The 15,023-nt window shown below is 64.0% G+C and carries 17 protein-coding genes and 1 pseudogene; 5 read left to right on the top strand and 13 right to left on the bottom strand.

Features of this window, described 5'->3' with window-relative positions; translation table 11 throughout:
• Positions 1-490: 490 nt before the first annotated feature.
• The 3 genes from CDO87_RS23930 to CDO87_RS23920 all read right to left on the bottom strand — a co-directional run bounded on the left by CDO87_RS23930 (position 491) and on the right by CDO87_RS23920 (position 3,316).
• The gene (locus CDO87_RS23930; RefSeq protein WP_027264456.1) at positions 491-697 is read right to left on the bottom strand and encodes a hypothetical protein; all 207 of its coding nucleotides are present in this window, start codon (positions 695-697) and stop codon (positions 491-493) included.
• A gap of 851 nt (positions 698-1,548) precedes the next feature.
• A complete protein-coding gene (locus CDO87_RS23925; protein ID WP_027264457.1) occupies positions 1,549-1,794 on the bottom strand; it encodes a hypothetical protein in 246 nt (81 codons plus the stop codon).
• A gap of 592 nt (positions 1,795-2,386) precedes the next feature.
• Entirely contained in the window at positions 2,387-3,316 is a 930-nt protein-coding gene (locus CDO87_RS23920) for a DUF2493 domain-containing protein (protein WP_027264458.1), read from the bottom strand.
• Between the two features lie 627 nt (positions 3,317-3,943).
• On the opposite strand from CDO87_RS23920, the gene CDO87_RS23915 reads away from it, so the two are divergent.
• The gene (locus tag CDO87_RS23915) at positions 3,944-4,219 is read left to right on the top strand and encodes a hypothetical protein (protein ID WP_027264459.1); all 276 of its coding nucleotides are present in this window, start codon (positions 3,944-3,946) and stop codon (positions 4,217-4,219) included.
• Positions 4,219-4,554, top strand: a complete 336-nt coding sequence (locus CDO87_RS23910; RefSeq protein ID WP_027264460.1) for a type II toxin-antitoxin system RelE/ParE family toxin — start codon at positions 4,219-4,221, stop codon at positions 4,552-4,554. The genes CDO87_RS23915 and CDO87_RS23910 overlap by 1 nt, the downstream gene beginning before the upstream one ends.
• Here CDO87_RS23910 and CDO87_RS23905 read toward each other — a convergent pair.
• From CDO87_RS23905 to CDO87_RS23860, 10 genes and pseudogenes are all read right to left on the bottom strand, one after another.
• Positions 4,551-5,057, bottom strand: coding sequence for a RadC family protein (locus tag CDO87_RS23905; RefSeq protein WP_071974364.1), 507 nt, complete (start codon positions 5,055-5,057; stop codon positions 4,551-4,553). The genes CDO87_RS23910 and CDO87_RS23905 overlap by 4 nt on opposite strands.
• Positions 5,054-5,806: a phosphoadenosine phosphosulfate reductase family protein gene (locus CDO87_RS23900; RefSeq protein WP_036051621.1), complete on the bottom strand. Its 753-nt coding sequence runs from the start codon at positions 5,804-5,806 to the stop codon at positions 5,054-5,056. Before CDO87_RS23900 ends, CDO87_RS23905 begins: the two co-directional genes overlap by 4 nt.
• Positions 5,790-6,173, bottom strand: a complete 384-nt coding sequence (locus CDO87_RS23895; RefSeq protein WP_027264462.1) for a hypothetical protein — start codon at positions 6,171-6,173, stop codon at positions 5,790-5,792. Before CDO87_RS23895 ends, CDO87_RS23900 begins: the two co-directional genes overlap by 17 nt.
• 23 nt (positions 6,174-6,196) lie before the next feature.
• The gene (locus tag CDO87_RS23890; protein ID WP_027264463.1) at positions 6,197-6,427 is read right to left on the bottom strand and encodes a hypothetical protein; all 231 of its coding nucleotides are present in this window, start codon (positions 6,425-6,427) and stop codon (positions 6,197-6,199) included.
• A 217-nt stretch (positions 6,428-6,644) separates the two neighbouring features.
• Entirely contained in the window at positions 6,645-7,373 is a 729-nt protein-coding gene (locus tag CDO87_RS23885) for a DUF736 family protein (RefSeq protein ID WP_071974365.1), read from the bottom strand.
• A gap of 116 nt (positions 7,374-7,489) precedes the next feature.
• On the bottom strand, positions 7,490-7,768 hold the full coding sequence (locus CDO87_RS23880) for a hypothetical protein (protein ID WP_071974438.1): 279 nt from the start codon (positions 7,766-7,768) through the stop codon (positions 7,490-7,492).
• Positions 7,769-7,849: 81 nt separating this feature from the next.
• A complete protein-coding gene (locus CDO87_RS23875) occupies positions 7,850-8,128 on the bottom strand; it encodes a hypothetical protein (RefSeq protein WP_071974366.1) in 279 nt (92 codons plus the stop codon).
• A 2-nt stretch (positions 8,129-8,130) separates the two neighbouring features.
• A complete protein-coding gene (locus CDO87_RS23870; protein ID WP_071974367.1) occupies positions 8,131-8,568 on the bottom strand; it encodes a DUF6915 family protein in 438 nt (145 codons plus the stop codon).
• Position 8,569: 1 nt separating this feature from the next.
• Positions 8,570-8,956: a DUF6878 family protein gene (locus CDO87_RS23865; RefSeq protein WP_071974368.1), complete on the bottom strand. Its 387-nt coding sequence runs from the start codon at positions 8,954-8,956 to the stop codon at positions 8,570-8,572.
• 126 nt (positions 8,957-9,082) lie between these two features.
• Positions 9,083-11,191 (bottom strand): annotated as a pseudogene (locus tag CDO87_RS23860) (strawberry notch C-terminal domain-containing protein); the annotation flags it as partial.
• Between the two features lie 128 nt (positions 11,192-11,319).
• Between CDO87_RS23860 and CDO87_RS23855 the strand changes: the two are divergent.
• Genes CDO87_RS23855 through CDO87_RS23845 form a run of 3 tightly spaced genes read left to right on the top strand, consistent with a single transcriptional unit; the run spans position 11,320 to position 14,902 of the window.
• Positions 11,320-12,549, top strand: coding sequence for a site-specific integrase (locus tag CDO87_RS23855; RefSeq protein WP_088626526.1), 1,230 nt, complete (start codon positions 11,320-11,322; stop codon positions 12,547-12,549).
• A complete protein-coding gene (locus tag CDO87_RS23850; protein ID WP_100931402.1) occupies positions 12,546-13,898 on the top strand; it encodes a tyrosine-type recombinase/integrase in 1,353 nt (450 codons plus the stop codon). Before CDO87_RS23855 ends, CDO87_RS23850 begins: the two co-directional genes overlap by 4 nt.
• Positions 13,898-14,902 carry a tyrosine-type recombinase/integrase gene (locus tag CDO87_RS23845; protein WP_088626524.1) on the top strand — a complete coding sequence of 335 codons (1,005 nt, stop codon included), beginning with the start codon at positions 13,898-13,900 and terminating at the stop codon, positions 14,900-14,902. Before CDO87_RS23850 ends, CDO87_RS23845 begins: the two co-directional genes overlap by 1 nt.
• Positions 14,903-15,023 lie beyond the last annotated feature (121 nt).

The following is a 15,023-nucleotide window of genomic DNA, read 5'->3' as shown; positions in this document are numbered from 1 at the left end:
AATACAATATTATTGCAGATTGCCCCCAGGCGACCTTGAATTCCGCTTCGAGCCGAGCACCGCAGGTGCGAGGCCCGGCCCGAAGGGCCCAGAAAACCCGACCATCTCCAACCGCACCTCGGCCGCCCGTTGTCATGCCCGCGCCCGAGGGTCTGGCCGAACACGGACCCGTGTTCGGACGGAAGCGAGGGGCGGCGCATCCCTCCACCGACGGGGCTGACGGACAGGGTCAAGGGCGGCCAGATTTGGCTCGGCCCAAATCTCTGCCGGAAAAACCGGCGGGCGTAGCCCGACTGTTATTCCGGATGGCCCCCTTGAGGCTGGCCGGCAGACCTGTTCCAGGCGATCTCTGATATCCCCCGTCAGGACCGCTTGCGGTCCTGACGCCTTCCCGGGGACGCCGGCCGAAGGCAGGGGTTCCCGGGTACAGCGCAGCCTTCCCTGAAACAGGGAAAGGGCCGCCCCTAGGGCGGCCCATCTTTGAGGCGGACTATTCCTGCGGTTCCTTCGCGCTCGGCGGGAACATCACCAGCTCCTGGACCGCGACGGGGAAGTCGAGTTTGAGGCTGAAGAACTCCGAGCCGTCCCCGTTGCGAGTGTTGCGGAACATCGCGCCGACGCGTTGGAAGCGGGTGCGCTCCTGACCTTCGTTGTCGGTGAACTTGACGGGAACGGTGGCGACGTAGTGGTTGGTCATTTGGGTCTCTCCTTTTTGCGATGGGGATCACCCGGCACGGGGGGCAAGGGAGGTCCGCAAACACAAATGCGGAGGGTCCGCGCGCCCCGCGCGTGGAAACCGTATTTGTGTTTGCCGGAGCGTGAGCGGAGGGCACGGACCGCCCGACCCCGTGCGATCCACATCTATGAGCAAAGAGGGGAGACCCAAATGTGCACCCCGCTCCTCAGCCGCCATCGGTCCTGTCGAGTTATGTCAGACGTGACCAGGTCCGCCCCCGCTTCCAACGCGTCGGCGCGATGGTTCGCGTGCGCCCGATCGGCACGACCGCGATCGTCTGCCTCAAGCTCGGCTTCCCCGTCGCCTGTGTGGCGATCCGGGGCGGTGATACAGCCGCAGGTCTGGCAGCAGAGTTGTCGGCCCGGACGGGTCGCCGTCATCGGGCGGCGCGGTCGATGCGCTGCGCCCGCCCCAGCGATCTGCACCCGGACGGGCGGATCGCGGGGTTTCTGGCGCGCATGAGGGCAACCCCGCCGGCTGGCTCCGTCAGGAGACCGCCGCCGGGGTATGCCACTCAGCACGTCCAGGGGCCTCGTGTTCCGGGTGGAGGCCGGCACGGCCGGAACCTGCGAGCGCGGTGACGGCGGTGCAACCGCCGGCAGGGGCCCGGCATGACCGACGATCGATCACCACCGACCTTCATGTTATTTGCGTCTGACTGAGGGGCCACAGACAGTTGAGGAGCGCAGCAGCCCCGCCCGGCCTTAGCCGGGCGGGGCTGCACTTATGGATGGTGTCGCAGTCGTCGAGAGCGTGGAAGGGTTAGAGAGAGGGATCACCGGGCGACGGGGCCGCCCGATGAAAGGTACTGTTCAGGCGAAGAGAGACTCGCTGAGGTGCGAACAATGCGCACAGGCCTCCCGCCAGTGGAAATTGACGCTCCCGCCATCGATAGTCTCCCAATCGGTCCGCAACGCGTCTTTCCCGCAGGCGACGCAGGGGACGACATGGCCGCCAATATCGTGATGGTCTTTCCCGGTGGAAGTTCCGCGCTGCGACGTGCCTGTGCGGTCGCAGTGTCGGCAAAGGTCGTCCTCGGTCTTGTTCTCGTCGGTCATGATCTCATCTCCAGATGTTCGTGGACCACCACGTGAGTGTGGTGGCATGGCCGAATGCCTGGTTGCCGAAACTGTCCGGGTCAGGGACGGCGCAGCCGCCGGCGTGCCGGGCGCAAAAGTTTTCCGGGCGCATCGCCCACCACGGGGGCGTCATCGAACACTGGACCGCCCTCTCCTCCCCGGCCCCCCTAGCCGAAAAGTTTTGCGATCCTTGACGCGGACGGGTTCGGGGGCCATCCGGAGGATATGCTTCCGCACTCATGTGTGTGTGATTAACGACAGGTTTGCCCGACGCGAGCAGGCAAAGGGTGCTGCCCGGACGCGGGACACGAATGGAGCGGCGGGATCGTTTTGCCCCGCAAAACAGACCGGAGCGTAATCCGGTGGAGCGGCCGGGGCGCGACGTGCTCGCGAGACGGGCAAACCGGGACGCCGGGTGCTGCGCCGTGGTGAGGCCGCATGGCCGAATGCGCGATCGGCCTCAGGCCGATACCTCCACCGCGACTTGGCTTACTGTGCGGAGGAGACCGCCAGTTTACGGGCAGGCAGATGAAAACGACGAAAGGGCCGCCCAAAGGCGACCCTCTCTCATTCACGCGTCTGCCGTCTTCTTCGCCGGATCGGCGACCCGCATCACCGTCAGGCCTTTGGCTTCCGCCTTCTGCCCGAGGTTCAGTGCGACCCCGTTGCCGCCGAAGAGCACGACCCCGGTCGCGGCGAACTTGTCGTCCAGCATCTCGTCGTTGCATTTGAAGGGTGCTGCCCGCCCATGCGCGGACCAGCGCGGATCGAAGCGCGCCTGCGCGACGCCACGCGCCCGAGCCCACCGGGCGGCGATCATCTCGGCCCCGTGCTTGCCACCCTTGTGGCAGAGGAAGATCTCCTGGTTGCGGTTCTGCCGGATGCGCTCGCGAACCTTGTCGAGTGTCGTGAAGATGACGTCGATATCGGTCCAGTCGGTCGCCCCCGAGACGATCAGGGGAACCCCCTCGACCTTCGACTTCGCGGCTGTCTCGCGATCGTGCTGTTCCAGCAGCTGCCGGGCCTCGAAGACCGCTCCGGTCTCCTGAGCGCGAGCACTGGCGCGCGATCCCGCGGCCGGGATGAAGGCGTGGCCGGTCTCGACCTCGTAGCATTCCGCCGCCGCCTCGCTCATCACCTCGATGGCCCCGACGATCTCGCGGACCTGCAGGAAGCGGGCCTGCGCCTCTTCGAGCGCGGTCTCGGCGATCTCCGACCCGTCATGGGATTTTGCCAGGGCGCCGATCTTGTCAGCGGTGCGGTCAAGCTCCTTGCCCAGAGCGATCTTGCGGCGCTGCAGAATCGTGGCGAGCCCGTGCGCGAGCGGTTCGATCTCGGTCTCGAGACCGGTGCCGCGCAGCTGGCCAAGCAGGGCCTCGAAAGTCTCGCGGACGATGCTATCGGTCAGGACGTGATCCTCGGGGATGGGCAGCTCCGCGTCTTTCTCCGTCAGGCCGAAAAGTTCGATGGTCTCGTAGGCATTCGCGTTCTCGTATGTCATGTTGGTGTCTCCAGATGTTCGGGGAACCACCACGTGAGTGTGGTGGCATGGCCGTACGTCTGGTTCACCGAATCTGTCCGGGTCAGGGACGGCGAAGCCGCCGGCGCGCCGGGCGCAAAAGTTTTCCGGGCGCATCGCTCACCACAGGCGCGTCATCGAGCACTGGACTGCCTTCTCCACACCCGCCGGCCTCGCCGAAAAGTTTTGCGATCCTTGAGGCGGGCTGATTCGGGGGCCATCCGGAGGATATGCTTCCACGCTCATGTGTGTGTGTTTTGACGGCAGGTTTGCCCGACGCGAGCAGGCAAACGGCGCGACCGGACGCGGGAGACGGATGGAGCGGCGGGATCGTTTTGGCCTCTGGCCGAAACAGACCAGAGTGCAATCCGGCGGAGTGGCCGGGGAGCGACGTGCTCGCGAGACGGGCAAACCGGGGGCCTGGGTGCAACGCCGCGGTGAGGCCGCATGGCCGAATGCGCGATCGGCCGACGGCCGATATCTCCCCTGCGACACGCGCAGCCGAGCAGGGGAGGCCGTCAGGCATGGGTCGGTTCCCTCGGTCGGGGCTGACCGGCTTGCCAGATGCCGCGGATTTCAGTACTCTATTGGAGCACCAAGGAGTCCGCCATGAGCGTTCAAAAGCAATCCGTCAGCTTTACCGATACCGCCTACGCGTTCGCCAGGGAGCTGGTCGAAGCCGGAGAATATCCCAATGTGAGCGCGGCGGTTTCGGGGGAACTGGCGAAGGCCAAGGCAGAACGTGAGCGCGAACGGGCGGTGCTAGAAGCAGAACTTGAACGGCGTCTGGCTCTGCCGCTCGACCAATGGGAACCGGTCGGCGACGCCTCCGACGTCACCGCTGGCGCGCGGGCGCATCTGACCGCAATGACCCGCAAGGCCTGATGCAGTTCGTCCGGCATCCGTTCTTCGAGCGGGATCTCATCGGCATCGTCGATCACATCATCGAAGTCACCCAGGGCGACTCGGGAGCAGCTCTTCGGCGCCTGGATGAGGTCGATGCCTTGCTGCGATCCATTGCAGACAACCCGACATCTGGCGTGCGGCTTGAAGGAAAGCTCGAAGGCTGGCTCGTGCGACATGGCGGGTCCGGCCATCGTCTGACCATCGTCTTCAGGCCGGGTGTCGAGGCGGGTATCATCTACCTCACACTTGTTGCCTTTGGTGGACGGAACTGGATGAGGCTGGCGTCCACCCGGCACATGTTCCCGGATTTCTAGTCACCCATCATCCCGGCCGCCCGCATGCTGAACGCGTTCTTCTCCCGTCCGAAACCGACGATGATGTGATCGTGGATGACAATCTCCATCACCTTGCAGGCTTCAACGATCTTCCGGGTGAGATCGATGTCGGCCTGGCTCGGATGCGGATCGCCGGACGGATGGTTGTGGCACATGATGATGGCTGAGGCATCAAGAACGAGAGCCGAGCGGAGCACCTCGCTGACATAGACCGGAACGTGATCGATGCTGCCGCGGGTCATGACCCTGTCGCGGATCAGCTTGTTCTTCCGGTCCAACAGCAGCACCCGAAACACTTCGACGCGCTCGCGAACGGCGTTGAGCGCCAGGTAGTCGGTCAGCATGGTCCAGGACTGCAAGGCGGCGGTGGACCGGGCATGCCTGCGCAGGATGTCCCGCGCGGCGTCGATGGTGGCGATCTCGGCCTCGGAGAAGCCGGACCCCGGACGTTCGACGATTTCTTGGGGGTCATGCACGGTCATGCGGCATCCAATCGGTTGAGGGTTTCGCGGAGGTTCGTCCCGTCGGGACGCAGGGTGTGGCCGATCTCGTCTTCGAGAGCCATGTAGGCGGAAAGTAGGTCCGGTCGCAGCCGCGCCGCGCATCGCAGATCGGCCAGCGAGGACATGATGCAGAAGCTGCAGGACAGCCGCGTCATGCCGCGGCCATAGGCCCAATGTGGCTCCTGCCCCGCCGCGGCGATGGCGTCGAACACCTCGCGCCGGGATAGCTCATGAATTGGCAGCCAGTCGATCCAGGTTCGACCCGCCACGCTGTTGCGGTTGTTCAGCCTGACGACGTGACGGCTCCAACGCGCGGCGCTTTCCTCGGCGCGCATGCCCATCGCACTGACGATGCGTCCGGCGAAGCGGGGATTGGCCGCGAGATAGCGACGCAACTCCCGCTCGATCGGGCCGCGCTTCTGGTCGGAGGTGCATTGGCGGTATCGCGGGGAGGGGAACATGCCCCGTGCCCGGACCATCTCGAAGAACGACCGGCGCGGTCGTGCGATCACCGGCGGCAGCCCGAACGTGGTCTTCCGGATATGGCTGATCGTTCCCGGCCATTCCACGTCGCCGAGGGTGGCATGGACGATGAGCAGCTGGTCGCGCGGGATGCCAGCCTCAACCAGCCTGATCGACATGGCCTGACTGTCCTTGCCGCCGGAATGGTTGATCGCCACAAGGGCGCCGCGCTCGATCAGGTCGGTGATGTCAGCCGGAATGCGCATCGGAACCTCCGAACATGGCGGTCCAGTTGTTCCCGGCGGGTATCTCATCCCGGCGTTTCAGGACGGCGAGACGGTTCATCAGATCCATGATGACCGGCGTGGTCGGGTGATCCGCCCGATGGCCTCTCTGCGGCCGGGCGAGACTGGGATGTCCGTGTTTTAGGAGGTGAATCGCCGCCTCCAGCGATGGCATATGCGTCTCGCGGTTGGTGAGGTCGCGGGGCAATGCCGCCGCATGGGCGGCAAAGGCCCGGTTGCGCGCCGCACCGGGCCGGCGCCTGCCGATCCGGTGGGCCGCATCGACCCATTCGCCGACGTCGGACCAGGTAAGCCGCGTGCCGGGCGTCGTGTATTGATTATGTGTCATGGGAAGCCCCTCATCCTTGCCGCTCAAATCAAGCCAGCGATGACGAGGCCGGATTTCATGGTGGGACGACCGCAGGCCTCGCAGAAGCCGGCGCGCTGATCCGGTTCGAGATCAGCGGTGTGATCGCAATTGGGCGCCATGCAGATCGCGGGCACGATGCTGTCGAGCGCATAGTCCTCCAGGAAGTCCGCGACCTCGGCGTAACCTTCGGTCTCAGCGAGCGTGACCAGTTTGGGATGGGAGAGATTGAACATGGCTGTCGTCCTTCTGATGGGGTGAAACGAGAAGAGGGGAGCCGCGCTGCCGCGGCTCCCCTCACGGGACCTGCCTTTCGGGGACAGGAGGCGCGGGCCGGTCGGAGACAGGACCGGCACCGCCCCGTCAGGCCTGGTTTCGGAGGAGGATCAGGCCTGCACGGGTGAAAGGCGCCCAGGTTGCCCGGGACGCCCGTTCGGTGGAAGTCGTCGCGCGTCAGCCCACCAAAGCGAGGCCGGTGTTGTCAGACCGCTCCTGGCCGGCGCTCTCGACGAAGGGAATGATCGAGAAGGTCTGGCCGCCCCGCTGCTCCTCGTTCTGAACAGCGTTCACCCGCAGATCGCCATCGGGCGTGTTGATGAGGAGCGAGACGTAGTCGTTGCCGGTCCGGTTGCTCTTCGCCATCCAGGCCGAGCCCACGCGGATCGGGTGGCCCTTGGGCGAGCTGACCTCGATGCGGTAGTCGGGATGGGTCTCCTCGGTCTTGAACGCGTTCTCGACGAGGATGAAATCGAGGTCGAACATCATGTTGGCGATGTAACCGGCGAAGGCGTTGTCGGCATCCATTGCGGTCAACTCGCCCGAGATCGAGCCGGACTTCATGGCACCGTTCGACACCAGCGGGATGATCTCGAATTCACCGGTCATCGCTTCGCGCGCTTCCTTCGTCTGCACGGCGTTGACCCGAAACGGCCCGAGGCCGACATCGATCTGCATCGAGATGTAGGGATTGCCGGTGGTATTGCCGGTCTCGTTCCAGGCCGTGCCGATGCGCACCTTGCGGCCGGATTTGTTCACCGCGGTCACGTCATAGTCCGGGCTCCGCTCGGACATCTTCGTCCGGGTTTCGAGTTGGATGGCAACATCGAACCGGGTCGAATGGATTATGCCGGAATAGGCGGTGGCTGCGGTCTCGGCGTTTTTCGTCAGGGTTCCTGCGAACATGGGTCTTCTCCTTGGGTTTGCCGCTGCCCGGCTTTTTGCCAGAGCACGCGGGATTGCTTTTCGACCCCTCATGGGATCGCAAAACCGAAAGCCCTCTTTCCTTTCTCTCCTGACCGTCAGCCCGGCCCGGCGCTGGACGAGGTGTCCCACGTCGCCACGTGCGCGTCCCTCCCCTGCTCTGCCGCTGCACAGTGCATCGGCTCAGATATGAAGAAATCGGCCTCGGCTCCGTTCAGCCGTCGGCCGCTCCGGTCGGTCAGACCGATGGTGCTGCCGTTTGGCACAAAGGTGATGAGGTATTGGCCGAGACCATCCCGGTGAACCCGGTAGCCCTCGTTCGCCCAGTGGACGGATTTGCCGGCACCCACGGCGGCCTTGATCTCCGCAATGTTCATCTGGATCTCCATTTCAGTGTTGGCGGCAGAAACAAGAGAGGCCCGATCCGCGGATCGGGCCTCAGTGCAACTGCGATTGATCTACCAGTCAAAGGCCTCGAGATAGGGGACCGGCGGGACGTCCCGATCGAAGAGGACGCAGTCGCAGCCTGCATCCATCGCCAACGCCATGACCCTCTTGAAGGCGTCACAGTTGACGCCTTCCGGTAAGTCGGCGAGCGTTTCCGGGACGGAGAACAGCCAGCCATATTCGCTGAGCATGGTTGGCGATTTGGCGAAGAGCCCGTCTTCGATGGCCTGAGCGGTCTCCTCGGGCAAATGTGCGGTGCTGCAATCGTAGAACCTGCGGACATTGCGCATGATCAGCCCCTCCCTTCCATCCAGTCCTTGAGACCGAGGATCGTCCTGCCCGCTGCCACCTCTGCCATCCAGGCGACCCGCGGATCGCCGACGATATCTGGAGGATCAAAGTCGATCCGGCCATTGGCCATCCATGGCTCGGGCCGGATGCGGATAAGCCAGTCGGCGAGCGACGGGATGCGGCCCTGGCAATCCTCGCGGACATGCTGCTCGCCGATCCAGCGGGTCGGAATGACCCGGCCCGCACTGTTGGTCAGCGTTCTGCCGAACTGGCGCTCCAATTCGAAGATGCCGAGCGTGTTGTGCCTGTAGGCTCGGTGGACGAAGAGCGCGAGGTGCTCCTTGGAGACATCAAAAAACTCGTGCAGCGCCTGGTAGTCCGAAGGCTTGCCGCCGTACTTCCGGGCGGAGCTTTCGGCATGATGCAGGGGATGGGCCATATCAGAGCCCCTCGTCAAAGCTGTGGGAGCATTCGACATATCGGTCGGCGTGATCCAGCGTGATGCTGTCGGCGGTGACATCCCAGGTCAGCGTGCCATAGCCGCCCTCGTTGTTCTCGAAGCCCGGATGCTGGTGATAGGCGACGGACCAGGCGAAATCCTCGACTTTCGTGCGGAGGTCGTCGGGGAGTTCGATGCCCGCGGGCTGCACCGTCACGTCTTCGACATTGCCGGAATCGCCGTAGCCTTCGTATTCGGCGGCCACCTCGGTAACGCCGAGGGCACGCAACTGCGGGAGCAGTTCGCCCCTGGCAGCCTTGTTCGCGGCTTCGCGCTCGGCCTGCCATTTCGCCATCGTCTCGGCGAAGTCGATCTGGGGATCGGTCATGGGTCTCGTCCTTGTGTCTGGGATTTAGGGATGCGCCGAGGCGGTCGGAGACCGGCCACGGCGCCGGAACGCGGACGGGCCAAACCCCTTCCGCGTTCCCCCCTGACCGAGAGCCCGCTTTACCTTTCAGGCGGCGCGATCAGCCCTGGAGGCTGATCCGTCCCCCACGATCCGGCCCAGGATCGCGGCGGTATCGACGCCCTCCCCGTGGGGCACGAAGACCCGGAGCTGGAAGGCGATGATCTCCGTGAAACACCCCATGGCCTTCAGCCCGTCGATCGTGCCCCGGTCGGCCCCGTCGATCTCGAGGCGGGCCGCGCCCGCGACCCGGCGGCGGGTGAGCGTGAGGCCCCGGCCCAGATCGACCGGCGCGGTGGACCCGAGCGCCGCCGTTAGCATCTCCTGCGGGGTTTTCGGGGTGCCGACCATAAAACGGGCTCTGAGCGCGGCCGCACCGTCCTCGCTGACTGTGCGGCCGATCATGCTCCCCTGCCCCTCGGGCGTGACCCGGTAGATGCGTTCGTTGCCCGAGGGGATGTCCTTCCAGATCGGCAGTAGCAGCCCGGTCAGCAGATAGAGCTTCGTCGTGGTCACCTTCGGCAGGCTATCGGCCTCCTCGTCCCAGAGGCGGCGGAACTCGGACGGCTCGATCTCTTCCCAGGCGGAAGCCTGGAACTACCCTTCCTCGACATAGGTGGACCCGCTCGGCCGGGTCACCTTGCGCATGAGCGTGACAATCTCCTCGTCGTACATCTGCATCGGACGGGCTGAGATGAACGCCGCGCGACCCGACGCGCGGTTGATCATCGGCAACCTGTCGGGGTTCCGATCCAGCACCTCTTCTGCGGAGAGGATATGGACGGGGTCCGTCACCTCAAGTCCGATTATGCGCGTCACTGCTCTGGAGCGCGGACAGGTCCAGAGGTCTTCGGTCGAGACCTGCTCTATCCGCTCGCCACGCAGTGTCTCGACGCCGAGATCGAGCGTGCCAGCCGCCCGCGCCCGCTCGGTCTGATCGGCGATCCGGCTCATGAACTCGGCGAAGAGCGCGTTCTGCATGTGGATGGGCAGCGCCAGCACCCGGTTCAGGAAGCGTTGGATTGGTGGAAGCTCTTCGAGCAGCACGCCGTCCTGGTCGATCAGCCGCAAGGCGGTCCAATCGCAGAACTTCTCATAGCTCATGGCCCCGGCACGCCCGGCGGCCAGGTCGGCGTAATAGCCGCGCAGCGCACCCCTTGCGATCGGGCTCTCGAGATTGTCCTCCTCGCGGAACATGCCCTGCGAGCCGGTCTCGCGCTGGCCCTTGGTGAGCGCCCCCAGCTGATCGAGCCGCCGGGCGATGGTGGAGGTGAAGCGCTTCTCGCCATGCACATCCGAGGTGCAGACCCGGAAGAAGGGTGCTGACACTTGAGCCGAACGATGCGTGCGTCCTAGCCCCTGGATTGCCGCATCGGCCCGCCAGCCGGGCTCCAGCAGATAGTGGCGCCGCCGCTTCTGGTTCTTCGCCGTCTTTGCGGCATGATAGGACCGGCCCGTCCCGCCCGCATCGGAGAAGATGAGGATGTCCTTCTCGCCATCCATGAAGGCGCGGGTTTCCGAGGAATTGCTGTTGGCGCTGCGCTTTTCGATAAACAGGGCCCCGTCGCTGGATTTCAGGGATCGAATGGAGCGCCCGGTTACTTCGGCCACGGCCTCATCGCCGAAGGCCCAAAGGATCTGGTCGAGCGCGGCGGGAATAGGCGCAAGCGCCATCAGCTCCATCATCGCCGCATCGCGCAAGGCCTCGGCCTCGCGGGAGACGACCAGGGCACCGTTCGCATCCCGCAGCGGCTCGGCCACCATGTTTCCGTCGATCTCCACGAGCTTCTGGGCGTGGATCGGGAAAGCCTGTTCAAGATAGGACAGCACATAGTCGCGGGGCGTGAGCGCACCTTCCACCAGCTCGTCTTCGGGATCCATCGCCTCGAGGCGTCGTTTCAACAGGCTCTCGCCAGTCGAGACCACCTGGATGACGCAAGCATAGCCGTCCGCAACATCCTCTTCGATGGCGCGGATGACGGTCGGGGCTTTCATGCCCATCAGGAGGTGATTGAAGAAGCGCTGCTTGGTGCTCTCGAAGCGCGACTTCGCCGAGGCTTTCGCGGCAGAGGCGTTCGTCTGACCGGAGGCATCATTGACGCCTGTCGCGGTCAGCGCCGCTTCGAGGTTGTGGTGGATGGTCCGTAATCGCGAGGACGCGATAATGCGAAGGTGTCCGGGATTCATTTTTGTTTTCCTTGGCTTCTGGATATCAGCGCGGGCTTTGCTGCGCATTATTTTGATTGCAAACCTCGGCGGCTTTCCAACCGTCTGAGGAGACATTCATGTTGAAATTGCACGACGAGCTGATCGAAGAGCTTGCGAAATCGCTCATGGAGCAGAACTACAATCCGGTGGTCGTGACCAACCATCGGCTCTACGCCCGCCGGTTCCTGGACTACCTGGCTGAGCGTGGCATGCCGGTGACGATGGTGACGCCAGCGCAGGTCGATCAGTATTTCCGCCACGCAGTCCTTTGCTTTCAGGATCGCTACGGTCGTCCGCCCAGCTCACGCTGGCACAGGCTGCCGCAAACAGCGATCGGCAGGTTGCTCCGCCTCGCCCAAGGCACGTGGCCGCCTGAAACAGAAATCGAATCGGGTGCGATGCTCCGGCACGCCATTTGCCATGATTACGGGAACTGGATGCGTGACGAACGCGGTCTGTCAGATGCGACGATCGACGCGCGCTCACGGGAGGCGCGGCGCTTTCTGGATTGGTACTTCTGCCGCAGCGGCGCCGACGATCTCTCGGCAATGGCCGTGCGCGATATCGATCACTACATGGACATGCGCGCCATCGGTCTGCGCCGGATATCGCTCTCGGGTTCTGCCGCATGGCTCCGTTCGCTGCTACGCTATCTCCATCAGTCGGGGCGGGTTCCGACCGATCTGAGCCCACAGGTCATCGGCCCCATGCTCTATGCCTACGAGGATGTTCCCTCGATCCTGAGCCGCAGCCAGATCGATCTGGTTCTGGAGGCCACCGGCAGAGACAGGTCGCCGAGGGGCCTGCGCGACCATGCCATTTTGCTGATGCTTGCCACCTACGGGTTGCGGCAAGGCGAGATCTGCAATCTCCGGCTCGACGACATCGACTGGCGCGCGGATTCGCTGCGGATCCGGCACACCAAAACCAATGCCTGTTCCACCATGCCGCTTCTGACGCCGGTCGGCGATGCGCTGCTTGACTATCTGCGTGCCGGGCGCCCGCAGGTCGAATGCCGGGAAATCTTCATCCGCTCTCTTGCACCCTATACCCGGATGACGAACTTGCACGGCATGGTCAAAAGACGTCTGGCGGCAGCGGGCGTCACCCCGGTGGGAAAACGTGGACCGCATATCTTCCGCCACGCGCGTGCGGTTGAACTGCTGCGGGCGTCGGTTCCGCAAAAGATCATCGGCGACGTGCTCGGGCACCGATCAACCGAGTCCACCAACACCTATCTCAAACTTGCCACCGAAGATTTGCGGGCGGTAGCGCTCGACGTGCCCGGATCGGAGGTGCTGTCATGAGCGCCTGGCACGATCCCGATCGCACCATCATCGACGCCTTTCTGGAGAAGTCGCAGTTCCGGCCGGGAAGCAGACCCACGTATCGCTGGTTCCTTCGCAGCTTCGAAGATGTTGCGCTCCGGCACCCTGCAGTGGATCGCCAGATGATCGAAGACTGGTTGGGCGAAATGGCACCGCGCTGGAAATTGTCGACGCTATTGAACCAGGTCTGCATCGTTGACCGTTTCCTCGACTATCTGGTCCAGAACGAGTTGATCGCCAGCAATCCCGTTGCCGAGCTTCGCAGGCAGCACAACATCAAGCAGAACAAGCCGATCTGGCGTGCCCTTGCATCGTCCAATCCCGACGAGGCCCTCGCGGGACTGTATCGGCCTGCGCCCTACGGCAGCGTTCTGGGCGACTTCATGCGTGACCATGTCGCGCTGATGCGAAACCGGGGCTACCAGTACGAAACGCAAGCTCATTGGTTGCTGCGGTTCGACCGGTTCCTGCAGGCTCATCCGGAACTGGCCGGAGAGCCGCTTGAGACGATGTTGACGCATTGGGCGGCAGCAAAGCCGACCCGCAATCACGCGGCAGAATGCCAGAAGCTGGGGCGCATCCTGACCAAGGCGCGGCAACGGCTCGATCCGAACATCCCGCCGAAACGCTTCAACCCGCGACCGGAGCGGGAGGTGGCGCGGGAGCACCGGCGTCCGCATATCTTCAGCCCGGCTGACATCCGGCTCATGCTCGAAGTTGCCCGATGCTATCCGTCGCCGCATGCCCCGCTGCGGCCGCTAACCCTCTACACGATGATCTTGCTGGCCTATTGCGCCGGGCTGCGACGTAGTGAGATTGCGTGGCTCGATCTGGGCGACGCCGACCTTCGATCCGGCACGATCACGATCCGGGAAACGAAGTTCTACAAGACCAGGATCTTGCCGTTATCGGGCAGCGTCATGGTTGAACTGCGCGCCTATCTCGATGCGCGGCGGCGCGCTGGTGCCCCACAGGACCCGCAGTCGGGGCTGTTCTGGCAGGATCACTTCAAGGATCGTTACGCCCCGGTGGTGGTCACAACGATGATCACCAACGTCATGCGCCGCGGCGGGTTCAAACCGCTTTCCGGACGGACAGGGCCGCGTGTGCATGACCTGCGGCACTCGATGGTCGTAAACCGGATCCTCCAATGGTACCAAGCCGGCATCAACCCGCAGGACCGGCTGCACTTCCTCTCGACCTATCTGGGTCACCGGGACATCAACTCGACGCTGGTCTACATCACCGTCACGCAGGATCTGCTGCAGGAAGCCAGCGAGCGGTTCCGCGTCGTCGGTGCCCCCTGCCTCAACGGGGAGGCGCTGTGATGAAAGCCGCAAATCCCTTCCCCGAACTATTGCGGGCCTTCTTCCAGGAATGGCTGGCGGAACAGCGCAGCGCCTCGATCCACACCATCAAGTCCTATCGGGACACCTGGCGGCTGTTGCTTCGGTTCGTCGCGGAGCGAAACGACCGTGGTGTCGCAAGGATCACCCTGGCCGACGTCTCCGCCGGCGAGGTCCGCGCGTTCCTCAATCATGCTGAACATGGTCGCAAGGGCACGATCGGCACGCGCAACTGCCGGCTTGCCGCCATCCGCAGCTTCTTCAGCTTCGTGGCGGACAAGGATCCCGAATATGTCGCCCAATGTGCAGAGGTCCTCGCGATCCCGCTCAAGCGCAAACCCACCGCCGCACCCTGCTATCTTGAGCCAGCGGAGGTCGAGGCCATTCTCGCGCAACCCGACCGGTCGACCATCGAAGGGATGCGAGACCATGTGCTGCTGTCACTGCTCTATAATAGCGGTGCGCGTATCCAGGAGGCGCTCGATCTCTGTCCCAAGGCGATCCGGTTCGAAGCACCGTATTGCGTGCGTCTTTACGGAAAAGGTCGAAAAGAACGCATCTGCCCGCTTTGGCCGGAAACGGTGGCGTTGCTGAAAAAGCTGCTGGAGCGGCAGCCGCGCGCACCGGATGAGCGCATCTTCGTCAATCGTTACGGCGAACCCCTGGGGGCATCGGGCGTGCGGTACAAGCTGGCGAGTTACGTCGCAGCGGCGGCGAATGCGACACCCACGCTTCGCTCGAAGCATGTGACGCCGCACAGTTTCCGGCACGCGACGGCCGTCCACCTCGTCGCGGCGGGCGTCGACATCACCGTCATCCGAAGCTGGCTGGGGCATGTCAGCTTGGACACCACCAACCACTATGCCCAGGCCAACCTCGAAACCAAGCGAAAGGCGCTCGAACAGGTTGGCGTTCCAGCAGCAGGAAATCGACCCGCGCGATGGAAACGTGACGCGGACCTGCTCGACTGGCTCGACACCCTCTGACCCCGAACCACGGAGAAATAATGTGAAGGACGTAGCCCTGAACTCCCTGAATGATAGCGATGGTGCCGCATTCCTTCGCATTATCGCGTCCTCGCGATTACGGACATTATGCGCAGCTGCG

This window comes from Sagittula sp. P11 (assembly GCF_002814095.1).
Classification (GTDB): Bacteria; Pseudomonadota; Alphaproteobacteria; order Rhodobacterales; family Rhodobacteraceae; genus Sagittula.
The sequence above is the reverse complement of the archived record's forward strand: the minus strand, read 5'-3'. Positions and strand labels throughout refer to the sequence as shown.